The organism is Delftia lacustris, from assembly GCF_040267515.1.
GTDB classification, from domain to species: domain Bacteria; phylum Pseudomonadota; class Gammaproteobacteria; order Burkholderiales; family Burkholderiaceae_C; genus Comamonas; species Comamonas tsuruhatensis.
This window is the reverse complement of the sequence record NZ_CP141274.1, coordinates 1,032,465-1,051,861: the sequence shown is the minus strand read 5'-3', so window position 1 is coordinate 1,051,861 and position 19,397 is coordinate 1,032,465. Positions and strand designations below refer to the sequence as shown.

Here is a 19,397-nt window from a genome sequence, read left to right as displayed (position 1 = left end):
GGAATCGGAAGGTCAGGCGGCCACATTCTCCAGGCCCTTGCGCAGCGCTGCTTCGTCAAGGTCTTGCCCGATGAACACCAGGCGCGTGCCGCGTGCCTCGCCCTCGCGCCAGGCGCGGTCGAAATGGTGGTCGAAGCGGCGGCCCACGCCCTGCAGCAGCCAGCGCATGGGCTTGCCCGGGATCTCGGCAAAGCCCTTGACGCGCAGGATGCTGTGCTGCTCCACCAGCGTCTCCAGCGCAGCCAGCAGGCGGTCGCGGTCCACGGCGGGCAGGTCGATCACGTAGGAGTCGAAGTCGTCGTGGTCATGGTCCTCGTCGTGGTCGTGGTGGCTCACGCGCTGGTCGATGGTGGTCTCGGCCGCCTTGGCCAGGCCCAGCACCACGTCCAGCGGCAGGCGGCCCTGGGACGATTGCACGATCTTGACCTCGGGCGGCAGCTCCTCGCGCACCAGGGCGGTCACGCGCGCCAGGGCCTCAGCATCGGCCAGGTCGGTCTTGTTGAGCACCACCAGGTCGGCCGCGCCCAGCTGGTCCTCGAAGAGTTCGTGCAGCGGCGATTCGTGGTCCAGGTTGGGGTCGGCGCGGCGCAGCTCGTCCACGGCCTGGGGATTGGCGGCGAACTGGCCGCTGGCGGCCGCCGGCGTATCCACCACGGTGACCACCGCGTCCACGGTGAACACGTTGGCGATCTCGGGCCACTGGAAGGCCTGGACCAGGGGCTTGGGCAGGGCCAGGCCCGAGGTCTCGATGATCACGGCGTCGATCTGGTCGCGGCGCTCGGCCAGCGCGCGCATCACGGGGAAGAACTCTTCCTGCACCGTGCAGCACATGCAGCCGTTGGCCAGCTCGTACAGCGCGCCTTCGCGCTCGTTGCCCTCGTCGTCGCAGCCGATGCCGCAGCCCTTGAGGATCTCGCCGTCGATGCCCAGCTCGCCGAACTCGTTGACGATGACGGCAATGCGCCGGCCGCCCGCGTTGTCCAGGATGTGGCGCAGCAGCGTGGTCTTGCCGCTGCCCAGAAAGCCGGTGACGATGGTGGCGGGAATCTTGGCGGTTTGCATGGAAGGTTCTCCAGAAAAAAGAGGAAGTCAGACGGTGGCGAAAGGCACGGCGCTGCGCAATGAAGGAAGAACCTCCTGCGCAAACAGTTCCATGCCGGCGAGGGCCTGGGCATCGCTCCACAGGCCGTTGGCGTTGAAGACGCAGCGCAGCTGGCCCATGCCCGTGCGCTCGCGCAAGGCGGCGATCTGCGCATGGCACTGCTCGGGCGTGCCATGGATGAATTGCTCGGCCAGCACGCGCGTCACATCGATGGGCAGCACCTGGTCGGCCGGCACGCCGCGCTTGCCCGCAAAGTACACGCGCCGCTGGTACAGCTGCGGCCACAGCGTGGCCAGCTGGGCCTGCACGGCGGCCTCGTCGGCACCGATGCAGACATAGCGCGCCAGCGATGAACGCGCACGCAGCGCGGCGGCACCGCGCCCGCGCTCCCGGGCAGCGGCCTCCAGGCGCTCCAGCTGCATGCCTTCGGGCGGCTCCAGGCTCAGCAGCAGGGGCAGATTCTGATCGACGGCAAAGCCCAGGGTCTCAGCCGTGGAGCCGGCCACATACAAGGGAGGATGCGGACGCTGCACGGTCGAAGGCAGGGCGGGCCGGTCCTCGAAGCGCCACGGCCCCTGCCCCGCTGCGATGGGCTTGCCGGACAGCGCCTCCACCAGGATGCGGCAGGACTGCTCGAAGCGCTCGCGCGTGCTGTCCGCATCGATCTGCAGGGCGCGCAGCGCGGCCGGCTCCGTGCCCCGGCCCACGCCCACGTCGATGCGGCCGGCGCTTTGCAGGTCCAGCTGGGCAATCTCCTCGGCCAGCATCAGCGGATGGTGCAGCGGCAGCACCAGCACCGAGGTGCCCACGCGCAGCCGCTCGGTGCGCGCCAGCACGGCGGCGGCCAGCAGCAGGGGCGAGGGATAGGGCCAGGCGGTATCGGGCACGCGGAATTCGTTGAACCACACGCCCTGGAAACCCAGGCGCTCGGCGCGCTCGAACAGCGCCAGGAATTCACGGTGGTCGCCGCGCGTGGCGTCGCGCGTCCAGCCGGCCAGATCGATGCGCATGGGGTCAGTTCTCCTGTTTCAGCCGCGCGCGCAGCAAGGTTTGCGGGGGTGCGTCGATGCGCTCGAAATCCACGCCGAACACGGCATCCAGCCCCGGCGCATGCAGCAGCTCGGCAGGGGCCCCATCGAGCGCAATGCGCCCCTGGTCCAGCACGATGACGCGCCCGAAGTGCGCCAGCGCCAGGTCCAGGTCATGCATGACCACCAGCACCAGCCGCTCGCGCCCGCGCTGCGCCAGCGCCTGCACCAGGGCCAGGCGGTGGCGCACGTCCAGCGCGGCGCCGGGCTCGTCGGCCAGCAGCACGGGCGGGTCGGTGGCCAGCACGGTGGCCAGCAGGGCACGCGCCTGCTCGCCGCCGGACAGCGTGGACCAGCGCCTGCGCGCGAAATCCTGCAGCCCGGCGCCGGCAACGGCCGCCTCGACACCACCCCGGCCCGCCAGCCGCATGTGCATGAGCTCGGCCAGCGTCAGGTCCCAGTGCGGCGCAAAGCGCTGCGGCATGTAGCCCACGCGGCGTGCGCGCTCGGCCACGGGCAGGGTTGCGATGTCTTGCCCGTCCAGCAGCACGCTGCCGGATGCAGGCGCCTGCAGCCCCGCCAGCAGGGACAGCAGGCTGGACTTGCCTGCGCCATTGGGTCCGACCAGGGCCACGGCGCCGCGCGGGGGCAGCTGCACAGAGACCGCATCGAGCACGCTGCGGCCACGATGGCGCAGCGTGAGGGACCGGGCTTGCAGGCGTGGCACGGCGTCGTCCATGGCTTGATCGTTCATGCGGACCTCAGCCTGCGCGCCAGCAGCACGATGAAGAAGGGCCCGCCGGCCACGGCCGTGACCAGACCCAACGGGATTTCGGCCGGCGGCAGCACGCTGCGCGCAATCGCATCGGCCAGCGTGACGATGATGGCGCCCGTGAGCGCCGACGCCGGCAGGGCTGCGCGGTGCAGCGGTCCCGCCATCCAGCGCGCGATGTGCGGCGCAGCCAGGCCCACGAAGGCCACCAGCCCGCCATAGGCCACGGCCACGGCCACCACCAGCGAGCCGGCCAGCACGGCCAGCGGCGTGAAGCGCGCCACGTCCAGGCCGAAGCCCTGGGCCGCATCCTGCCCCAGGCCCAGCAGGTCCAGCCCGCGCGCCAGCGCCATGGCCCCGGCCAGGCAGGCCAGGGAGGCACCGGCCAGCAGGCCCAGGCCGCTCCAGGACGGCGTCTGTATTCCGCCCAGCACCCAGCTGAGCACCACCTGCAGGCTCACCGTCTCATCGGACAGCGCCAGCATCAGGAACGAGCGCAGCGCGCCCAGCACGGCCGCCAGCGCCACGCCGGCCAGCAGCATGCCGGCCGCATCGGTGGCACCGGCCACGCGCGAGACGGCCAGCACCAGCACGGTCGAACCCCAGGCGCCCGCAAAGGCCAGCACGGGCAGCGTCCATGCCTGGGGCAGGCCGAACAATAGATGCATGGGAACCAGCAGGGCGACAGTCGCCCCCAGCGCCGCGCCGCCCGAGGCGCCCAGCAGATAGGGCTCGGCCAGCGGATTGCGGAACACGCCCTGGAAGATGGCGCCCGACAGCCCCAGCAGCGCGCCCACCAGGGCGGCTGCCAGCACGCGCGGCACGCGCCACTGCAGCAGCAGCCGGCTGCGCAGGCTGTCTTCGCCGCCCAGCGCGGCCAGCAGGTCGGCCGGGCTGGCCCACTGGTGGCCCGCGCAGGCGGCGATCAGCAGGCTGGCCAGCAGCAGCAGGACCGCACCGGCCCAGGGGCGCCACGCAGGTGGATGTGAAAGGGAATTCATGCGGCCTCCCCGGCCCAGGCCGCAGGGTGCAGCCAGCGCGAGAGCTTTTCCACGCCGCCGAAGGTGCGCGGCCCGGGAATCAGGAACTCGGCACGCGCCACCGTGGTGGCCCGGCCCGCGCGCACGGCACGCAGGTCGCGCCAGCCGCGCTGGCCGATCAGGTCCTGCATGGCCTCCTGCGTGCCCGCGAACAGCAGCACGTCGGGGTCGGCGGCCAGCACGGCCTCGGGCGAGACCTGGGGCACGGTGCCCAGGCCGTCCAGCGCGAACGAAGCGCCCGCGCGCACCATGGCCTCTCCCGTATAGGTGCCCGGCCGGGCCGCCAGCAGCATGCCGTTGCCCAGCCGGCCCGTGACCATGAGCGCGCGCGGCCGGGGCTGGCCGGCCACCTGCCGGTCCACGCGCAGCAGCCGCGCCTCCTGCGCCAGGGCCAACGCCTGGCCGCGCGCCTGCACGCCCGTGGCGCGGGCCACCAGGCGCAGGTTGTCCATCACCTCGGCCAGCGAGCGGCTGAGCAGCACCATCACCGGCACGCCGATGCGCTCCATGGGATCGACCAGCTGGTGCGCCGCCTGGCGCGCGGGCGTGACGATGACCAGGTCCGGCTGGCGCGCCACCACGGCGTCCACCGAGAACCCCAGCCGCCCGCCCACCTTGGGAATGCGCTCCACGCCGGGCGGAAAGCGCGTGAAATCCTCCACGCCCACCACGCGGTCCAGCAGGCCCAGCGCGGCCACCAGCTCGGTGTTGGAGGCAAAGATGGAGACGATGCGCTGCGGCGGGGCGGCAATCTCCACGCGCCGGCCCAGCGCATCCTGCAGCACCACCGGCCCGCCTGCAGCGACGGTGTCGGCCCAGGCCGCGGGCAGGCCGCAGGCCAGGGCCGCCGCCGCGCCCTGGCGCAGCAACTGGCGGCGCGTGGTGCTGGCTTGCCTCATGCCATGGTCCTCAAAACTCTGCCTGGAGGCCGACCATGAGTTCGCGCCCGGCCATCGACGTTCCGCAGCCGCCGTTCTGGTACGCCGGGTTGGCGATGCAGGGCGCACGGTCCAGCGCGATGAAGATGGGATGGCGGTTCAGGTCGAACAGGTTGTTCACGGCTGCGAACAGCTTGACGCCCGGCGACACGCGGTAGTCGGCCCGCAGGTTCCAGATGGTGAAGGCGCCCTTGCGGTGGATGAAGGTGCTGCGGGGCTCGCCCTGCGGGATGAGCAGCGCCTCTTCCGTGTCGTACCACATGGGACCGCGCAGCAGCGTGGACAGCTGCAGGCTCCAGTCGCCCTGCAGGCGCCCGCTGCCGCGCCCGTAGCGCACGCCGGCCGAGGCCTCGTAGCGGTACATGCGCTGCACCTTGTCGGTATTGGCCGACGCTGGCGATCCCTTGTCCCGCATGCTGAAGTGGTAGTAGCCGCCAGCCCAGGCCTTGAGCTGGTGGCCCGTCAGGTTCAGCGCCCGCGCCAGGTCCATGTCGGCCTGCATTTCCAGGCCGCGCGCCACGATGTCGGCCGCGTTGTTGGCGTAGTCCGAGGTATTGGTCGTGGCCCCGCGCGAGACGGTGATGATGCGGTCGCTGATGGTGTTCTGGAACAGGGCCGCATCCACGCGCCAGCCGGGCTGCTGCAGCGCAGCGCCGACCTCGATCTGGCGGCTGGTCTCGGGCTTGAGGTTGGGGTTGCCGAAGGTACGGCCACCGCCGACGGCCGTGAAGTCCGAGGCCAGCTCCGTGGCCGTGGGCGCGCGGAAACCCGTGGAGGCCGCAGCGCGCAGCGTAAGCTGGTCCGTGGCCTTCCAGGTGGCGCCGGCCGACCAGGTGTGGTTGTCGTAGTCGCGCGTGCTGGCCTGGGCCAGGGCCAGGTTGGGCGTATCGTCGAAACGCGTCGTGCCCCAGGTCTTGCGCAGGCCGGCACGCAGGGTCAGGCGGTCGTCGAACAGGGTCTGCGCGTCCTCGAAGTACAGCGCGTGCACCTGCTCGGTCTGGTTGTTGTCGTAGGGCGCAACCTGGCCCGCCGGGCCGCCCGGCATGGCCACGCGCAGGCGGTCGGAGCGCAGCTTGCTGCGCTCCCAGTCAAAGCCCATCAGCAGGTCATTGGTCTGGCTGACACGCAGGCGCGGCTGAAAGCGCAGGCCCGTGGCGTCCAGCTGGCGGTGGTTGTAGTCGCGCGCCGTGCCGGGCACGGCGCTGTTGCCCGAGCGGATCACGGGCGATGCCCAGTTGAACTCATCGGTATCGACCAGGCTGTAGAGGTGGGTCGTCCAGCTCAGGCGCTGGCCCGGCAGTGCGCCTTCGTAGGTCAGGTCCAGCGAGCGGTTGCTGCGGTTGTCGCGGCTGTAGATGTTGGCGCCCGATCCGCGAAAGCCCGCGTTGTAGATGCCGTCCGTGCGCAGCTGCAGCTCCACGCGGTGCAGCTCGTGCAGCTGCCAGCCCAGGGCGCCGCTGGCGCCGCGCCGCTTCCAGCCCGTGTTCTCCATGCGCGTGCCGCCATCGCCCGACTCGTAGTCGCCGCGCCCGCCTGCGCTCACGCCGAAGTACCAGTCGAAGCGGTCATTGGCGCCGGCCGTCTGCGCATCGGTACGCCACAGGTCCCATGAACCGGCCTGGACCTGGGCGCGCGTGCCGGGCGCTGTCGCTCCCGTCTTCATGATGATGTTGACCACCCCGCCCATGGCCTGGCTGCCGTAGATCACCGAGGACGGGCCGCGCACGATCTCGATGCGCTCCACATCCGAGGGGCTGAGCTTGGACAGGTTGGCCGTGCCCGCGCGCCGGCCGTTGACCAGCACCAGCACCTGGCTGCGGAAGTCGCGCCCCTGGCCGTCGGTGGAGGCGCCGCGCAGGTTCATCGAGGTCTGGGCCGCCGTCCATTCGCTGAGAAAGCCCACGGCGTTCTCGGCCAGCAGGTCGGTGACCGAGCGCGCGCTGGAGCGCTCTATGGCCTCGCGGTCGATGGTCTGCGTGGTGCCCGCGATGCGGCTGCGCGCCTCGGGCCGCGCCGTGGCGGTCACGAAGACGGCGTCCAGCGCATCGTCGGCGGATGCACCGGCTTTACCGGCCGCCGGTTCCTGTGCGGCGCCGGCCGCCGCGGCGCAGCAGGCCAGCACGGCCGCAGCGGTGGCCGGGCGCAGGAAGGGAGGAAGGGGAAAGGGGCCGGAACAATCGGCGGCCAAAGAAGCGAAGCGCATGCGTTGAATCCAACTGCCCCAGTCACCCGTGGGGCCTATCGTCTGAACCACGCCGCACGGCGCGCACGCCGGAGCCGGCCACGCCAGCGCAGGCTGGGGCCGGACCGGACAGGCGCACTCCCGCGGCGTCCGAAAGCAATGCAGAAGGCCGGTATCCGGGCTTGCGGAACGCTGCGGCGCGCATCGTGGGCGCGCTGCAGCAGGCATCCCCGCCTTCCCATGTCCGTCCAGACACAGTGGCTTGCGGCGCGCAACCGGTGGGTGGCGCGCCAGCGTGGGGAGTTGTATTCCGCTGACCGTTGCGGGGGCAGCGCAGGCATTGCGAGCGGCCACCTCGATGGCATCGCGCACCTGCTTCCCGTTGAACCCCTGGCCGGCAAGCGGCATGGGGCACCTTCAGCAACAGCGCACCGCCACGGCCCAGGGGCTGCGGCGGTGCGCCAGCGGCGGATTATCGCTGATGCGGTCTAGGCCCAGAAGCCCGGCACGCGGGCCAGCGCACGCAGCGCGCGGCGGCTGCTGCGCGCGCTGGTGGCCAGGCGGGCCTGCAGGTAGCCGGCGGCAAACCAGGCGCGCGGATCCGTGCCGGCCTCGTCACGAAAAAGCGCGGCCGCCACGGCCATGTCGTTGTGCAGGCCCAGCGCGTCCTGGGCGGGCACCAGCGCCTCGGCAAAGCGCCGGCCCTTTTTGCCGGGCCACATTCCGGGCGCGAATTCCCGCGCGAAGTCCGCCAGGTAGCGCAGGCGCTTGAGCCGCTTGCGCACGCGGTGCTGCTGCGCCAGCGGCAGGCGGTCGAAGTGCCGGCCGTCGCGCAGCACCTGGCGGTGCAGGCGCGCCAGCCGCCGTGCCAGGTACTTGCGCGTGCCTGCGGCGGACAGGCTGACCAGGCCGGGCTGCCGCTTGCCTGCAGGCGCCTGCGCCAGCGCATGGATCTCGGCCAGCGTTTGCAGGAACTGCGGCTCGCGCACCGCAGCGGCCGCGTCCGCGTCGGCCTGCCCGGCATCCGGCACGGCCCAATCGCACAAGGGCGCATCGGCGTCCTGCAGCAGCGGCCGCACCACGTCGGCCAGGGTGCCGGCATCGCGCAGCGTGCCCAGGCGCGCAAAGGCCAGGGCCAGCGGGGCATCCCATTCGGCGCGCATGCCGGGCGCCAGCCCTGCGCATTCGCGCAGCAGGGTGCGCAGGCGCCGCAGGGCCACGCGCAGCTGGTGGATGCGTTCGGCCTCGCCGCTGCCGGCGTCCACGGCATCCACGGCATCCACGGCATCCACGGCATCCATATGCGACTGCACCTGGGCCAGTGCGGCAGCCAGCGTCGCACGCACAAAGCCGGCCGCATCGGGCCGGTCGGGGAACTGCCTGGCAGGGGTGGTCATGGTCAGGAGAGGATGTGCGGGCGTTGCTGCGATTGTGGGCACCGCCCGGCCCCCGGGTCAATCGGCGCCATCCCCGCTCAGGCTGTGCAGCGCGGGCCGGGCAATGCGCACATAGTCGGCCGAGTCCAGCACGATGGAGCGGTCCAGCCGGCCTGCGTTGAAGGCGATCTCGCCAAAGCGCTCGACCAGGGCCGGGTCCACCACCAGGCGCACCTGCGGGTTGAAGGAGAACGGCGGCACCGATCCCATCACGCAGCCCGTGGCGGCCTGGGCCTCCTCGGGCGAGGCCAGCGTGGCCTTGCGCACGCCCACGGCCTGGGCCAGGCGCTTGAAGTCCAGCTTGCGGTCGCCGGGCAGCACGGCCAGGAACAGCTGGGGATCGCCCGCACCGGCCGCATCGCGGCTCTTGCAGAGCATGGCCTTGGCGCCCTGGCCGGGTGCCGTGCCCCGGATTTCGGCGACGAGGTCGGAGCGGCCCTCGGCAGGGTGCTCGATCACGCGAAAGCGCGCGTCCTGGGATTGCAGCAGGTGAACAAGGGTGTCGAACATGGCAGGGAGCACAAGAAACGGACAAGAAGGCAGGTCGCCTGGGTTTTGACATTTTGTCCAATTCAAAACAAAATGTCCAATATGACCCAACGAACCCCTGAACAGCGCCAGCTTCTGGACCAGCTGGCCCAGATCGCCGAAGGCCTGGGCCAGACCTTTGCCCCGTTCTGCGAGGTGGTGGTGCATGACCTGCTCGACCCGTCCCATGCGGTGCTGGCCATCCACAACAACCTGTCGGGCCGCGAAGTGGGCCAGGGCGCGACGGAGCTGGGCCTGGCCCGCATCCTCGACCCCGGCTACGAGCAGGTCATCGCCAACTACCCCAACCAGTTCGCCGATGGCCGCCAGGCCAAGAGCACGTCCATCGGCATCCGCGACTCCGAGGGCCGCTACATCGCCGCGCTGTGCATGAATGTGGACCTGACGATGTTCCAGGGCTTCCAGGGCATGCTCAACCGCTTTGCCGCCGTCAGCGGCGACACCCCCGCGCGCGAAATGCTGGACCCCACGGGCGCCGGCGCAGGCGCCGACACGGTGCGTGCCCGCATCGACCAGTTCGCGGCCCGCCTGGCGACCACGCCGCGCGCCCTCAAGCCCGAGGAGCGCCGCGCCCTGGTCCGCGAGCTCAAGGGCGCCGGCCTGCTCGATGTGCGCCGCTCCATGGAGACCATTGCCGCCCACCTGGGCGTGTCGCGCGCCACGGTCTACAGCTACGCCAAATAGCTCCCGGCACCCCGCCGGTCTGCAACCCCTTCTCTCCCGTACCGATGACAAGCCTTCCCACCTATGACGACGTGGCCGCAGCGGCCCAACGCATCCAGGGCCATGCCCACCGCACGCCCGTGCTCACCTCGCGCACGCTGGACGATGCGCTGGGCGCCCGCGTCTTTCTCAAGTGCGAGAACCTGCAGCGCATGGGCGCCTTCAAGTTCCGCGGCGCGTTCAACGCCCTGTCTCGCTTCAGCGCCGCGCAGCGCAAGGCCGGCGTGGTGGCGTTTTCCTCGGGCAACCACGCCCAGGCCATTGCACTGGCTGCCAGGCTGCTGGAGATTCCCGCCACCATCGTCATGCCGCATGACGCGCCCGCCGCCAAAGTGGCGGCCACCAAGGGCTATGGCGGCCAGGTGGTGGTCTACGACCGCTATACCGAAGACCGCGAGCAGATCGGCCGCGACCTGGCCGAGCGCCATGGCCTGACCCTGATCCCGCCCTACGACCATGCCGACGTGCTGGCCGGCCAGGGCACGGCCGCCAAGGAACTGTTGGAGGAAACCGGCCCGCTCGACGCCCTCTTCGTGCCGCTGGGCGGCGGCGGCCTGCTGTCGGGCACCGCCCTGTCCACGCGTGCGCTCAGCCCCGAGTGTGCGCTCTACGGCGTGGAGCCCGAGGCCGGCAACGACGGCCAGCAGTCGCTGCGCGCAGGCCGCATCGTCCACATAGACACCCCCAAGACCATTGCCGACGGCGCCCAGACCCAGCACCTGGGCGGCATCACCTTCCCCATCATCCAGCGCGACGTGACCGACATCCTCACCGCCAGCGATGCCGAGCTGGTCGATGCCATGGGCTTCCTGGCCACGCGCATGAAGCTCGTGATCGAGCCCACCGGCTGCCTGGGCCTGGCCGCCGCGCGCCAGAAAGGCGAGGAGCTGCGCGGCCGGCGCGTGGGCATCATCCTGAGCGGCGGCAACGTGGACATGCAGCGCTTTTGCAGCCTGCTGGGCGCCTGATCCTGATCCTGGCCCTGATCGAAGGCCGCCCTCACCCGCGCGGGCTGAAGGTGCGCGGAAACACCACGGGCGCGCTGCGGTCGGCCAGGCGGTAACCCATGGCGGGGCGGCGTGACGTGCCCTCCACCTGGCCGGCCTCCACCAGAAAGCCGGCCGCCATCATGCGGGTGCGAAAACCGCTCTTGTCCACGGGGCGGCCCAGCACCACTTCGTAGGCCTGCTGCAGCTGCGGCAGCGTGAAAGGCTCGGGCAGCAGAAAGGCCGGCAGCGAGGTGTATTCCACCTTGCCCCGCAGCCGCTCCACCGCTGCGCGCAGGATCTCGCCGTGGTCGAAGGCCAGCGCAGGCGCGCGCAGCAGTTCATCGACGGCAAACCACGACACATCGGCCGCATTCGCGCCCTTGGCCAGGATCAGGTCATGCCCCGGGATCAGCGCGAAATACACATGCGTGGCCGACCAGCCACGCGGGTCGCGCGCCGCGCCGCCCCAGCTTCCCAGCTGCTCCAGGTAGGGGCTGTCCACACCCGTCTTGTCCAGCAGCTTGCGCCGCGCGCAGGCCAGCAGGTCCGCGTCCTGGCGCACATCCACAAAGCCGCCGGGCAGCGCCCACAGCCCCGGGAACGGCTCGCTGCCCGCCGTGGGGCGCTGCACCAGCAGCACCTGCAGGGCATCGTCTGCCACCGTGAAGATGACCACGTCCACCGTGGTGAACGGGCGCGGGAAGTCCAGCGCGCCCTGCGGGGATGGGGAATTTTTTTCAGCCATGGGATGGATTGTGCTTGACGTGCCTGTTTTTAAGTTGCACTATGCAACCCATACGAGTTGTACAGAACAACTTAAAAGGAGAAGCACCATGTTCGGCATCCGTTTCATCAAGGCCCAACCCACGGTCCACCTCATGCAGTTCCGCGCCGGCAAGGTGGTGCGCGAGGGTGCGGGCCAGTCCTTCTTCTACTACGCGCCCACCACCACCCTGGTCGCGGTGCCCGTGGGCAGCCAGGACTGCCACTTCATGCTGGAGCTGGTGACGGCCGACTTCCAGAGCGTCACCGTGCAGGGCCAGGTCACCTACCGCATCAGCACACCGCGCCAGACCGCCACGCTGATGGACTTCTCCCTGGCGCGCGACGGCCAGAAATACCTGTCCGAAGACCCGCAGCGCCTGGGCGACCGCGTGACCATGCAGGCCGAGGTCATCATCCAGCAGGCCGTGCAGGCGCTGGAGCTCAAGCAGGCGCTGCGCTCCTCGGCGCTCATTGCGCGCACGGCCCAGCAGGAGCTGGCCGCCCAGCCCGAGATCGAGGCGCTGGGGCTGGAGATCCTGGGTGTCTCGGTCATGGCCGTCAAACCCACGCCCGACATCGCCCGCGCCCTGGAAGCCGAGGCGCGCGAGTCCAACCTCAAGGCCGCGGACGACGCCGTCTATGCCCGCCGCATGGCTGCCGTGGAAAACGAGCGCGCCATCCGCCAGAACGAGCTCGATACCGATGTGGCCGTGGAAAAGAAAAAGCGCCAGATCCGCGAGGCCCAGCTGGAAGCCAAGGCCGCCCAGATGCGCAAGGAAAACGAGCTGCGCGCCGAACAGATGTCTGCCGACGTGGCGCTGGAGACCAGCCGCCGCGACTTCGTCGAAGGCCAGGCCGCCAACAGCCGCACCCTGGCCGAGGCCGAGGCCTACCGCGTGGGCGCCGTCATGCAGGCCCTGGAAAAGGCCGACCCGCGCATCGTGCAATCGCTGGCCGCCGTGGGCATGCAGCCGGGCCAGCTCATCGCCCAGGCCTTTGGCGGCATTGCCGAGAAGGCCGAGCGCATCGGCCAGCTCAACGTCTCGCCCGAGCTGCTGCAGTCGCTCATGGGCGCCGGTGCAGGCCATGCAGCTGCCGTGGCCGATCCCGAACCCGCAAGGAGCCGCCGTGAACGTCAATGAACGCAAGACCGTGCTGGTGGTGCGGCGCACGCGGCTCGATGAGCTGGTGGCCAGGTACCACACGCTGTCCCAGGCGCGCTTCTACATCGAGCACCTGGGTGCAGACTTCGGCGACTACCTGCGCGAAAGCGCCGCCTACGCCACCGCCCTGCAGGCCGTGGTGCAGGCGCTGGAGGCGCGCGGCCGCTACCAGATCGTGGACCGAGCCCTGGTGCCCAACTTCGTCTTCGGCGCCGACGACATCGTGGTGGCGCTGGGCCAGGACGGCATGGTGGCCAACACCATGAAATACCTGGACGGCCAGCCGCTCATCGGCGTCAACCCCGAGCCCGCACGCTGGGACGGCCTGCTGCTGCCCTTCGCCCCCGCCGACCTGGCCGCCCTGCTGGGCGACGTGGCCGCCAACCGCCGCCCCACGCGCGCCGTCACCCTGGCCGAAGCGCGCCTGAGCGACGGCCAGGTGCTGCGCGCCGCCAACGACCTGTTCATCGGCCCGCGCAGCCACACCTCCGCCCTGTACGACATCGCGCTGGGCGAGCGGCGCGAATCCCAGTCGTCCTCCGGCCTCATCGTCGCCACGGGGCTGGGCTCGTCGGCCTGGATCAAGAGCATCGTCACGGGATCGATGGGCATTGCCCGCGCCGTGCGCGGCGCGTCCACCGACTTCGACTACCAGCCCTTCGCCTGGGATGCGCCACGCCTGGACTTCGCCGTGCGCGAGCCCTTTCCCAGCCGCTCCTCCACGGCCGAGCTGGTCTACGGCCAGGTCACCGCCGGCCAGCCGCTGACCCTGCGCTCGCGCATGCCCGACCATGGCGTCATCTTCTCGGACGGCATGGAGGCCGACTACCTGCAGTTCACGGCGGGCATGCAGGCCACCATCGGCCTGTCGGATCGGCAGGGCTGCCTGGTGGTGTGAAGCCCGAAGCACGGACAATCATCGACACAACAAGAAAATCCATGGAAGTGGACCGTATGAACAACAAGAACACACTGACATCGACCAGCAAATTCATGAGCCTGGTCCTGCGCCACAACCCCGGCCGCGCCGGACTCGCCCTCGACGCCCAGGGCTGGGTCTCCATAGACGCATTGCTGCGCGGCGCCCAGGCGGCCGGCCGCAACATCTCACCCGCACTGCTGATGCAGGTGGTGCAAAGCTGCCCCAAGCAGCGCTTTGCCATCAGCGCCGACGGCCTGCGCATCCGCGCCAGCCAGGGGCATTCCGTGCAGATCGACCTGGGCCTGCAGGCCAGCGTGCCGCCGCAGCGCCTCTACCATGGCTCGGCCACGCGCTTTCTGGACTCCATCCTGCGCACCGGCCTGGACCGGCGCAACCGCCACCACGTGCACCTGACCGACAACCTGGCCACGGCCCGCTCCGTGGGCCAGCGCTATGGCCGGGTGGTGCTGCTGGAGATCGATGCGGCGCGCATGCATGCCGATGCCTGCCTGTTCTACCGCTCGGACAACGGCGTCTGGCTCACGGACAGCGTGGCACCGCACTACCTGCGCGTGCTGGCCGAAGAGGAACACGATGAAACCCATCATTGCCCTTGACGCCGATGGCGTGCTGCTGGACTACAACCACGCCTATGCCGATGCCTGGGAGCGCGCGTTCGGCCAGCGCCCCGCCGAGGCCGACCCCCACGCCTACTGGGCCATGGACCGCTGGGCCGTGCAGGCGCTGGACGGCGAGCGCCTGCAACAGTTCAGGGCCTGCATGGACGACGACTTCTGGCGCAGCATTCCCGCGCTGGGCAATGCCTTGCAGGCCTGCCACGACCTGCAGGGCGCCGGCTACGAACTGGTCTGCGTGACGGCCCTGGCGGCGCGCTTCGAACAGGCCCGCCTGGGCAACCTGCGCGACCTCGGCTTTCCCATCGACCGCGTGATCGCCACGGGCCGGACCACCGGCCTGCGCAGCCCCAAGGCAGACGCCCTGCAGCAGCTCGGCCCGGTCGCCTTCGTGGACGACTATCTGCCCTACCTCCGGGACATTGGCCCGGGCATTCACGCGGCCCTGGTGTGCCGCGGCCCGAACGGCACGCCCAACACCGGGCCGGACCTGGTCCACGCCCACTCGCAGCACGCAGACCTGATGGCCTTCAGCCAGTGGTGGCTGCAGCAAGCTCCATCGCATTCCTGAAACGGCACACACGGCAACGAGACAGCCCATGACTACGACAGACCACATCGCCTCCCTGCAAGACCTCCAGCACGCCATGGCCCAGGGTCTCACCCCGCGCTTCCTGCCGTTCTGGGGCCACCAGCCTGCGGCCGATGGCTCCATCGGCAAGACCTGCATGAGCCAGTGGTTCGAGGCGGGCTTCGAGGTCGATGGCCAGCACTACCCCACGGCCGAGCATTTCATGATGGCGGGCAAGGCGCGGCTGTTTGGCGACGAGGCGGCGCACGCGGCCATCGTGCGCTGCCGCACGCCGGGCGAGGCCAAGAAGCTGGGGCGTGGCATCCAGGGCTTCGATGAAGCGGCCTGGGTGGCCGCGCGCATGGGCATCGTGGTGCGCGCCAACCAGGCCAAGTTCTCCCAGAACCCGGCCCTGGCCCGCTATCTGCTGAACACGGGCGACCGGGTTCTGGTAGAGGCCAGCCCCGTGGACGCCATCTGGGGCATCGGCCTGGCTGCCGACGATGTGCGCGCCACCGACCCCGCGCGCTGGCAGGGCCTGAACCTGCTGGGCTTTGCCCTCATGCAGGTGCGGGCGCGGCTGCGCAGCACCGCTCCCTGACCGACCATGATCAAGAGCACAGGCATGGCCATGGACACGCTGGACCGATACCGTGGTGCCCTGCTGGGCCTGGCCTGCGGCGACGCCGTGGGAACGACGCTGGAATTCCAGCCGCGCGGCAGCTTTGCGCCGCTGACCGACATGGTCGGCGGCGGCCCGTTCTCGCTGCCCGCAGGCAAGTGGACCGACGACACCTCCATGGCCCTGTGCCTGGCCGAAAGCCTGCTCCAGCGCGGCGGCTGCGACCCGCAGGACCAGATGACGCGCTATGCCAACTGGTACGAATGGGGGTACTGGAGTTCCACCGGCAACTGCTTTGACATCGGCATGGCCACCAGGGCGGCCATCCAGCGCTTCCTGGCCACCGGCGATCCGCTGGCCGGATCGCCCGACCCGGACCAGGCCGGCAACGGCTCCCTGATGCGGCTGGCGCCCGTGCCCATGTTCTTCGGCCCCGACGAGGACCTGGTGCAGCGCATGGCTGAACTCAGCTCACGCACCACCCACGCCGCACCTGAATGCCTGCAGGCCTGCCGCCTGTTCGCCGTGGCGCTGTGCCGGGCGCTGCAGGGACTGCCCCGGTCGCAGGTTCTGGACCTGGGCGGCGTTCTGCAAGACGGCGCCAGCCCGCGCCTGCGGGAGATTGCCCGTGGCGACTATCGCGACAAGCCGGCCGCACAGATTCGCGGCAGCGGCTACGTGGTGGACAGCCTGGAGGCGGCCCTGTGGTGCTTTGCGAGGCATGACAGCTTTGAAGGCGCGGTACTGCAGGCCGCCAACCTGGGCGATGACGCCGACACCACGGCAGCCATCACGGGCCAGTTGGCCGGAGCCTTCCACGGCGCCAGCGGCATTGCGGGCCGCTGGCTGGAACGCCTGCACCTGGCCCCTGAGATCACAGCCCTGGCCGATGCGCTCTGGCAAGCCGCCAGAGGTGCCAGGGACGCTTCTCCGACCGCACGTCTCAGCACCTGAGCGGCCTGGCGCGCTCACGACAGTCGCCGGGGCCGCGAGCGGACTGAACCAGGCTTGTCTGCGCGACAACCCACACGCCCGAGCTGCGTGACACGCGGGCCTTGCTCTTTACGAATGGCGTGCATGGGCGGCTTTTGACTGAGCCACGCTCCATTTTCAGAACAATCTGATTGCATCAACTCATATCTTCGGCGTAGAGTGTGAAATACCTAAGAGGCCACACATCGAATGATTCGATGCTTTCATTTCCACCCCTCCTTAGTCACTCAAAAGTTCGATAAAACTATTGCGTGATATTTTCGAGAATCATACTTCAACAATGGACCGAATCAGTATCATGCATTTTTCTTTCATTCCCTCATTTCCCTCGCAAGTACGCCGGCTTGCATTGATCGCTCTTCCATTCCTCATTGCCTTTTCAGCGGCAACGATGAACACCAATGCCTTTGCCGGCGGCGTATTCTCCCCCACCAGCTCCAACATTTCACTGCCCGAGGAAATAACAGTACCCGGAAATTACGCCAACGGATCGACGCTATGGAAGTCTACGGTAACCGTATTTAATCTGCGAGCAGTGCTGAACACGGCATTCGAGTACGATGTTGAAAAAGCCGTTGTAGCTGCCAATGTCCAATCCGGAAGCAAGACGCCCGGATACAATAATGTCTACAGCACCAATATTCCCGGCATTGGAATCCGCTGGTGGGCCACATGGCGCGGCCCCGGCGCTCCCAGTGGCAGAACCGTGCCCATTACCACCGAATCAGAAAATAATTCGGGCGCGCTGGGTTATTTCTGGAATGCTTCATCCCGCCAGGATGTCTGGATCGAGCTGGTGAAAACCGGCAACGTTTCCGCTGGCACGCTAACGGGCTCCGGGATGAACGTCGAGATGCGATTCCAGTGCCCCGGCTGCACCGCAGGATACGTCAACCTGTCCGGCCGTACCAGGGTGGTGGTCGGTCCCTCCTGCTCGGTGGCCGCCTCGGCCATCTCCGTACCCATGGGCGCTGTGCCCATCCTGCGATTCACGGGCCTCCAATCCACCTCCATCCCCCAGCACTTCGACATCACGCTGGAATGCAAGGGCGGCGCGCCCGCAAGCGTTCTGCACCCCCACGTCACGCTCACCGATGCCAACGACACCAGCAATCGGAGCACCGTCCTGACCTTGAGCCAGGCCACGTCAGGCGGCAAACCGGTTGCCACCGGAATAGGCATACAGATACTGAAGGATGGCACCGCACTCGCATACGGCCCCGACTCCAACGTGCCTGGCAACACCAACCAATGGAGTGCGGGAACCATCGTTCAGGGCGTTGCCCAGTTCAAGATCCCGCTGACTGCCAAATACGTGCAGACCGCTGCGGCAGTCACGACGGGGCAGGCCAACGGCAGGGCCACCTTCACGCTGAACTACCAGTGAGCAGCGTCGCCGCCCTCAGGGCTTCTTGTCCAGCTGCATTTCCCAGGACTTGAGCTGCTTGGCGCGGGCGCGGGCGAAGTCGCTCCAGCAGTTGGTGCGCGCATCGTCCTTGGCAAAGCTGGCCGAGTTGAATTCAGAGAGGAACTCGCAGGCACTGCGCGCGTACTGCACCCAGTTCCTCTGCGCCACTTCCAGCTCTTCCGACGCCTGGGGCATGCGCGCCTTGAGCTTGAGCGACAGCGAGACGTAGGCGGCATTGACCAGGGCCACGTTCTGCTCCTGCAGGCAGGCGCGCACCTCGGACATGTTGGTGGAGCTTTCCTCGCAATTGCCAGAACTCGTGGGGTTGGCGGCCCGGGCCACGGGGCTGGCACACAACAGGGCAGCGCAGGCGAGAGGGGCGAGTAGGGACGCTAGGGCTTGGTGCATGGAAGAGGGCTCGCTGGGAGGTGCCGGTGGGCGCAGCACCCCGGCCGTCGCGATTACACCATCGACCCGCCCTGCCTCGGGCCCACATTTCCCTGGTGATCACCCTGATGCAGCGACGCAAAGTGCATAAACATGCTCCCAAAGCTTTGTTGCCGTGGGTCAAGGGCGGCCAGAAGATGCAGGCGTACGCATCTTTCGTTGGCCCTGTTATTCCCCGCTCCCCCGCTCCCGCCATGCACACAAGCCCCACCCTGCGCCGCCAGCCCCGCGCCACCCTTTCCGCATCCCTGACCTTCATCGCCGCCGCGCTGGCCCTGGCCTGCACCCAGGCCCGGGCCGATGCCACGCTGGACAAGATCAAGCAGCGCGGCAAGGTCACCATTGGCGTGCTGGTCAATGGCGGGCCCTTCGGCTCCATCGACCCGTCCACCCAGCAGCTGGTGGGCTGGAACCCCGAGCTGGCACGCGCCCTGGCCAAGGGCCTGGGCGTGGAGGCCGAGCTGGTCCAGGTGCAGACCGCCACGCGCGTGCAGTTTCTGCAGGCCGGCAAGGTGGATCTGCTGATCGCCTCCATGGAGCTGAACCCCGACCGTGCCGAGACCCTGGGCTACGCGCCCACGCCCTTCTACCGCGTGGGCGGCATTACCGCCGTGCGCAAGGGCAGCGGCATCGCCAAGTGGGAAGACCTGCGCGGCAAGCCCGTGTGCGTGTCCCAGGGCAGCAGCTTTGCCAAGCCGCTGGCCAGCGAGTACGGCGCCCAGGTGCATGGCTACAAGAGCTCGTCGGACTCGCTGCTGGCGCTCAAGGGCGGCAACTGCGTGGCCGCCGTGCATGACAGCACGCTGATCTACCCGCTGCTGCGCAGCAACCCCGAATGGGCGCAGTACTCGGCCCCCATCGCCAGCGAGGTGCTGCCCGCGCCTTCCGTGGTCTGGACCCGCAAGGGCGAGGCCGACACCATCGCCGCCGTGGACAAGGTGGTGCAGGACTGGCACCGCACGGGCTGGCTGATCGCCGCCGAAAAGCGCGTGGGCATCGAGCCGGCCAACCCGCTGCTGCCCGAGCTGCAGGCCAAGTTCAAGTCCGCCAGCTGACTGCCGGCCGCCACGGCGGTCCACCCCTGCTTTTTTTCCGACCACCCAGGCCCAGGC

General features: G+C 69.4%; 20 protein-coding genes and 1 riboswitch. Of the genes, 10 read left to right on the top strand and 10 right to left on the bottom strand.

The window, feature by feature from the left end; all coding sequences use genetic code 11:
• Positions 1-12: 12 nt before the first annotated feature.
• The 8 genes from cobW to U6958_RS06265 form a co-directional block, all read right to left on the bottom strand.
• Positions 13-1,062, bottom strand: a complete 1,050-nt coding sequence (gene cobW / locus U6958_RS06300; RefSeq protein WP_061289518.1) for a cobalamin biosynthesis protein CobW — start codon at positions 1,060-1,062, stop codon at positions 13-15.
• 27 nt (positions 1,063-1,089) lie between these two features.
• Positions 1,090-2,112: an LLM class flavin-dependent oxidoreductase gene (locus U6958_RS06295; protein WP_074923767.1), complete on the bottom strand. Its 1,023-nt coding sequence runs from the start codon at positions 2,110-2,112 to the stop codon at positions 1,090-1,092.
• Between the two features lie 4 nt (positions 2,113-2,116).
• On the bottom strand, positions 2,117-2,884 hold the full coding sequence (locus U6958_RS06290; protein WP_074923768.1) for an ABC transporter ATP-binding protein: 768 nt from the start codon (positions 2,882-2,884) through the stop codon (positions 2,117-2,119).
• Positions 2,881-3,903 carry an iron ABC transporter permease gene (locus U6958_RS06285; protein ID WP_074923769.1) on the bottom strand — a complete coding sequence of 341 codons (1,023 nt, stop codon included), beginning with the start codon at positions 3,901-3,903 and terminating at the stop codon, positions 2,881-2,883. Before U6958_RS06285 ends, U6958_RS06290 begins: the two co-directional genes overlap by 4 nt.
• On the bottom strand, positions 3,900-4,841 hold the full coding sequence (locus U6958_RS06280) for an ABC transporter substrate-binding protein (RefSeq protein WP_074923770.1): 942 nt from the start codon (positions 4,839-4,841) through the stop codon (positions 3,900-3,902). The genes U6958_RS06285 and U6958_RS06280 overlap by 4 nt, the downstream gene beginning before the upstream one ends.
• Positions 4,842-4,851: 10 nt before the next feature.
• Positions 4,852-7,083 (bottom strand): TonB-dependent receptor, encoded by a 2,232-nt coding sequence (locus tag U6958_RS06275; RefSeq protein ID WP_074923771.1) that lies wholly within the window; start codon positions 7,081-7,083, stop codon positions 4,852-4,854.
• A gap of 128 nt (positions 7,084-7,211) precedes the next feature.
• Positions 7,212-7,496: riboswitch (cobalamin riboswitch) on the bottom strand.
• Between the two features lie 54 nt (positions 7,497-7,550).
• Positions 7,551-8,459, bottom strand: coding sequence for a CHAD domain-containing protein (locus tag U6958_RS06270; RefSeq protein ID WP_074923772.1), 909 nt, complete (start codon positions 8,457-8,459; stop codon positions 7,551-7,553).
• 57 nt (positions 8,460-8,516) lie between these two features.
• On the bottom strand, positions 8,517-9,008 hold the full coding sequence (locus U6958_RS06265; RefSeq protein WP_074923806.1) for a YbaK/prolyl-tRNA synthetase associated domain-containing protein: 492 nt from the start codon (positions 9,006-9,008) through the stop codon (positions 8,517-8,519).
• An 81-nt stretch (positions 9,009-9,089) separates the two neighbouring features.
• Between U6958_RS06265 and U6958_RS06260 the strand changes: the two genes are divergently transcribed.
• Together U6958_RS06260 and U6958_RS06255 are read left to right on the top strand one after the other, a co-directional pair.
• The gene (locus U6958_RS06260; protein WP_013800599.1) at positions 9,090-9,731 is read left to right on the top strand and encodes a transcriptional regulator; all 642 of its coding nucleotides are present in this window, start codon (positions 9,090-9,092) and stop codon (positions 9,729-9,731) included.
• A 44-nt stretch (positions 9,732-9,775) separates the two neighbouring features.
• A complete protein-coding gene (locus tag U6958_RS06255; protein WP_074923773.1) occupies positions 9,776-10,738 on the top strand; it encodes a threo-3-hydroxy-L-aspartate ammonia-lyase in 963 nt (320 codons plus the stop codon).
• Between the two features lie 31 nt (positions 10,739-10,769).
• On the opposite strand, the gene U6958_RS06250 is transcribed toward U6958_RS06255, so the two are convergent.
• Positions 10,770-11,504, bottom strand: a complete 735-nt coding sequence (locus tag U6958_RS06250; RefSeq protein ID WP_016448794.1) for an NrtR DNA-binding winged helix domain-containing protein — start codon at positions 11,502-11,504, stop codon at positions 10,770-10,772.
• Between the two features lie 88 nt (positions 11,505-11,592).
• On the opposite strand from U6958_RS06250, the gene U6958_RS06245 reads away from it, so the two are divergent.
• The 7 genes from U6958_RS06245 (at position 11,593) to U6958_RS06215 (ending at position 17,817) form a co-directional block, all read left to right on the top strand.
• Positions 11,593-12,666, top strand: a complete 1,074-nt coding sequence (locus U6958_RS06245) for an SPFH domain-containing protein (protein ID WP_074923774.1) — start codon at positions 11,593-11,595, stop codon at positions 12,664-12,666.
• Positions 12,653-13,585 carry a sugar kinase gene (locus U6958_RS06240; RefSeq protein WP_074923775.1) on the top strand — a complete coding sequence of 311 codons (933 nt, stop codon included), beginning with the start codon at positions 12,653-12,655 and terminating at the stop codon, positions 13,583-13,585. The genes U6958_RS06245 and U6958_RS06240 overlap by 14 nt, the downstream gene beginning before the upstream one ends.
• Before the next feature lie 41 nt (positions 13,586-13,626).
• Complete coding sequence (locus U6958_RS06235; RefSeq protein ID WP_376753375.1) at positions 13,627-14,226, top strand: RNA 2'-phosphotransferase; 600 nt, start codon at positions 13,627-13,629, stop codon at positions 14,224-14,226.
• Positions 14,204-14,815 (top strand): HAD family hydrolase, encoded by a 612-nt coding sequence (locus U6958_RS06230; RefSeq protein ID WP_074923780.1) that lies wholly within the window; start codon positions 14,204-14,206, stop codon positions 14,813-14,815. Before U6958_RS06235 ends, U6958_RS06230 begins: the two co-directional genes overlap by 23 nt.
• A 28-nt stretch (positions 14,816-14,843) precedes the next feature.
• Entirely contained in the window at positions 14,844-15,416 is a 573-nt protein-coding gene (locus U6958_RS06225; protein WP_016454416.1) for an NADAR family protein, read from the top strand.
• A 6-nt stretch (positions 15,417-15,422) separates the two neighbouring features.
• Complete coding sequence (locus tag U6958_RS06220; protein WP_244160574.1) at positions 15,423-16,391, top strand: ADP-ribosylglycohydrolase family protein; 969 nt, start codon at positions 15,423-15,425, stop codon at positions 16,389-16,391.
• A 319-nt stretch (positions 16,392-16,710) separates the two neighbouring features.
• Positions 16,711-17,817 (top strand): fimbrial protein, encoded by a 1,107-nt coding sequence (locus tag U6958_RS06215; RefSeq protein WP_279627048.1) that lies wholly within the window; start codon positions 16,711-16,713, stop codon positions 17,815-17,817.
• Between the two features lie 15 nt (positions 17,818-17,832).
• On the opposite strand, the gene U6958_RS06210 is transcribed toward U6958_RS06215, so the two are convergent.
• Positions 17,833-18,246, bottom strand: coding sequence for a lysozyme inhibitor LprI family protein (locus tag U6958_RS06210; protein ID WP_016448801.1), 414 nt, complete (start codon positions 18,244-18,246; stop codon positions 17,833-17,835).
• A gap of 233 nt (positions 18,247-18,479) precedes the next feature.
• Between U6958_RS06210 and U6958_RS06205 the strand changes: the two genes are divergently transcribed.
• Positions 18,480-19,340 (top strand): transporter substrate-binding domain-containing protein, encoded by an 861-nt coding sequence (locus tag U6958_RS06205; protein WP_074923782.1) that lies wholly within the window; start codon positions 18,480-18,482, stop codon positions 19,338-19,340.
• The last annotated feature ends 57 nt before the right edge of the window (positions 19,341-19,397 follow it).

Bases quoted from the DNA above. Each gene is read 5' to 3' on its own strand.
- U6958_RS06280 (WP_074923770.1), bottom strand. From the start codon at position 4,841: ATGAGGCAAGCCAGCACCACGCGCCGCCAGTTGCTGCGCCAGGGCGCG.
- U6958_RS06255 (WP_074923773.1), top strand. From the start codon at position 9,776: ATGACAAGCCTTCCCACCTATGACGACGTGGCCGCAGCGGCCCAACGC.
- U6958_RS06225 (WP_016454416.1), top strand. From the start codon at position 14,844: ATGACTACGACAGACCACATCGCCTCCCTGCAAGACCTCCAGCACGCC.
- U6958_RS06285 (WP_074923769.1), bottom strand. From the start codon at position 3,903: ATGAATTCCCTTTCACATCCACCTGCGTGGCGCCCCTGGGCCGGTGCG.
- U6958_RS06220 (WP_244160574.1), top strand. From the start codon at position 15,423: ATGATCAAGAGCACAGGCATGGCCATGGACACGCTGGACCGATACCGT.
- U6958_RS06215 (WP_279627048.1), top strand. From the start codon at position 16,711: ATGGACCGAATCAGTATCATGCATTTTTCTTTCATTCCCTCATTTCCC.
- U6958_RS06270 (WP_074923772.1), bottom strand. From the start codon at position 8,459: ATGACCACCCCTGCCAGGCAGTTCCCCGACCGGCCCGATGCGGCCGGC.
- U6958_RS06210 (WP_016448801.1), bottom strand. From the start codon at position 18,246: ATGCACCAAGCCCTAGCGTCCCTACTCGCCCCTCTCGCCTGCGCTGCC.
- U6958_RS06205 (WP_074923782.1), top strand. From the start codon at position 18,480: ATGCACACAAGCCCCACCCTGCGCCGCCAGCCCCGCGCCACCCTTTCC.
- U6958_RS06250 (WP_016448794.1), bottom strand. From the start codon at position 11,504: ATGGCTGAAAAAAATTCCCCATCCCCGCAGGGCGCGCTGGACTTCCCG.
- cobW (WP_061289518.1), bottom strand. From the start codon at position 1,062: ATGCAAACCGCCAAGATTCCCGCCACCATCGTCACCGGCTTTCTGGGC.
- U6958_RS06235 (WP_376753375.1), top strand. From the start codon at position 13,627: ATGGAAGTGGACCGTATGAACAACAAGAACACACTGACATCGACCAGC.
- U6958_RS06230 (WP_074923780.1), top strand. From the start codon at position 14,204: ATGAAACCCATCATTGCCCTTGACGCCGATGGCGTGCTGCTGGACTAC.
- U6958_RS06260 (WP_013800599.1), top strand. From the start codon at position 9,090: ATGACCCAACGAACCCCTGAACAGCGCCAGCTTCTGGACCAGCTGGCC.
- U6958_RS06275 (WP_074923771.1), bottom strand. From the start codon at position 7,083: ATGCGCTTCGCTTCTTTGGCCGCCGATTGTTCCGGCCCCTTTCCCCTT.
- U6958_RS06290 (WP_074923768.1), bottom strand. From the start codon at position 2,884: ATGAACGATCAAGCCATGGACGACGCCGTGCCACGCCTGCAAGCCCGG.
- U6958_RS06295 (WP_074923767.1), bottom strand. From the start codon at position 2,112: ATGCGCATCGATCTGGCCGGCTGGACGCGCGACGCCACGCGCGGCGAC.
- U6958_RS06265 (WP_074923806.1), bottom strand. From the start codon at position 9,008: ATGTTCGACACCCTTGTTCACCTGCTGCAATCCCAGGACGCGCGCTTT.
- U6958_RS06245 (WP_074923774.1), top strand. From the start codon at position 11,593: ATGTTCGGCATCCGTTTCATCAAGGCCCAACCCACGGTCCACCTCATG.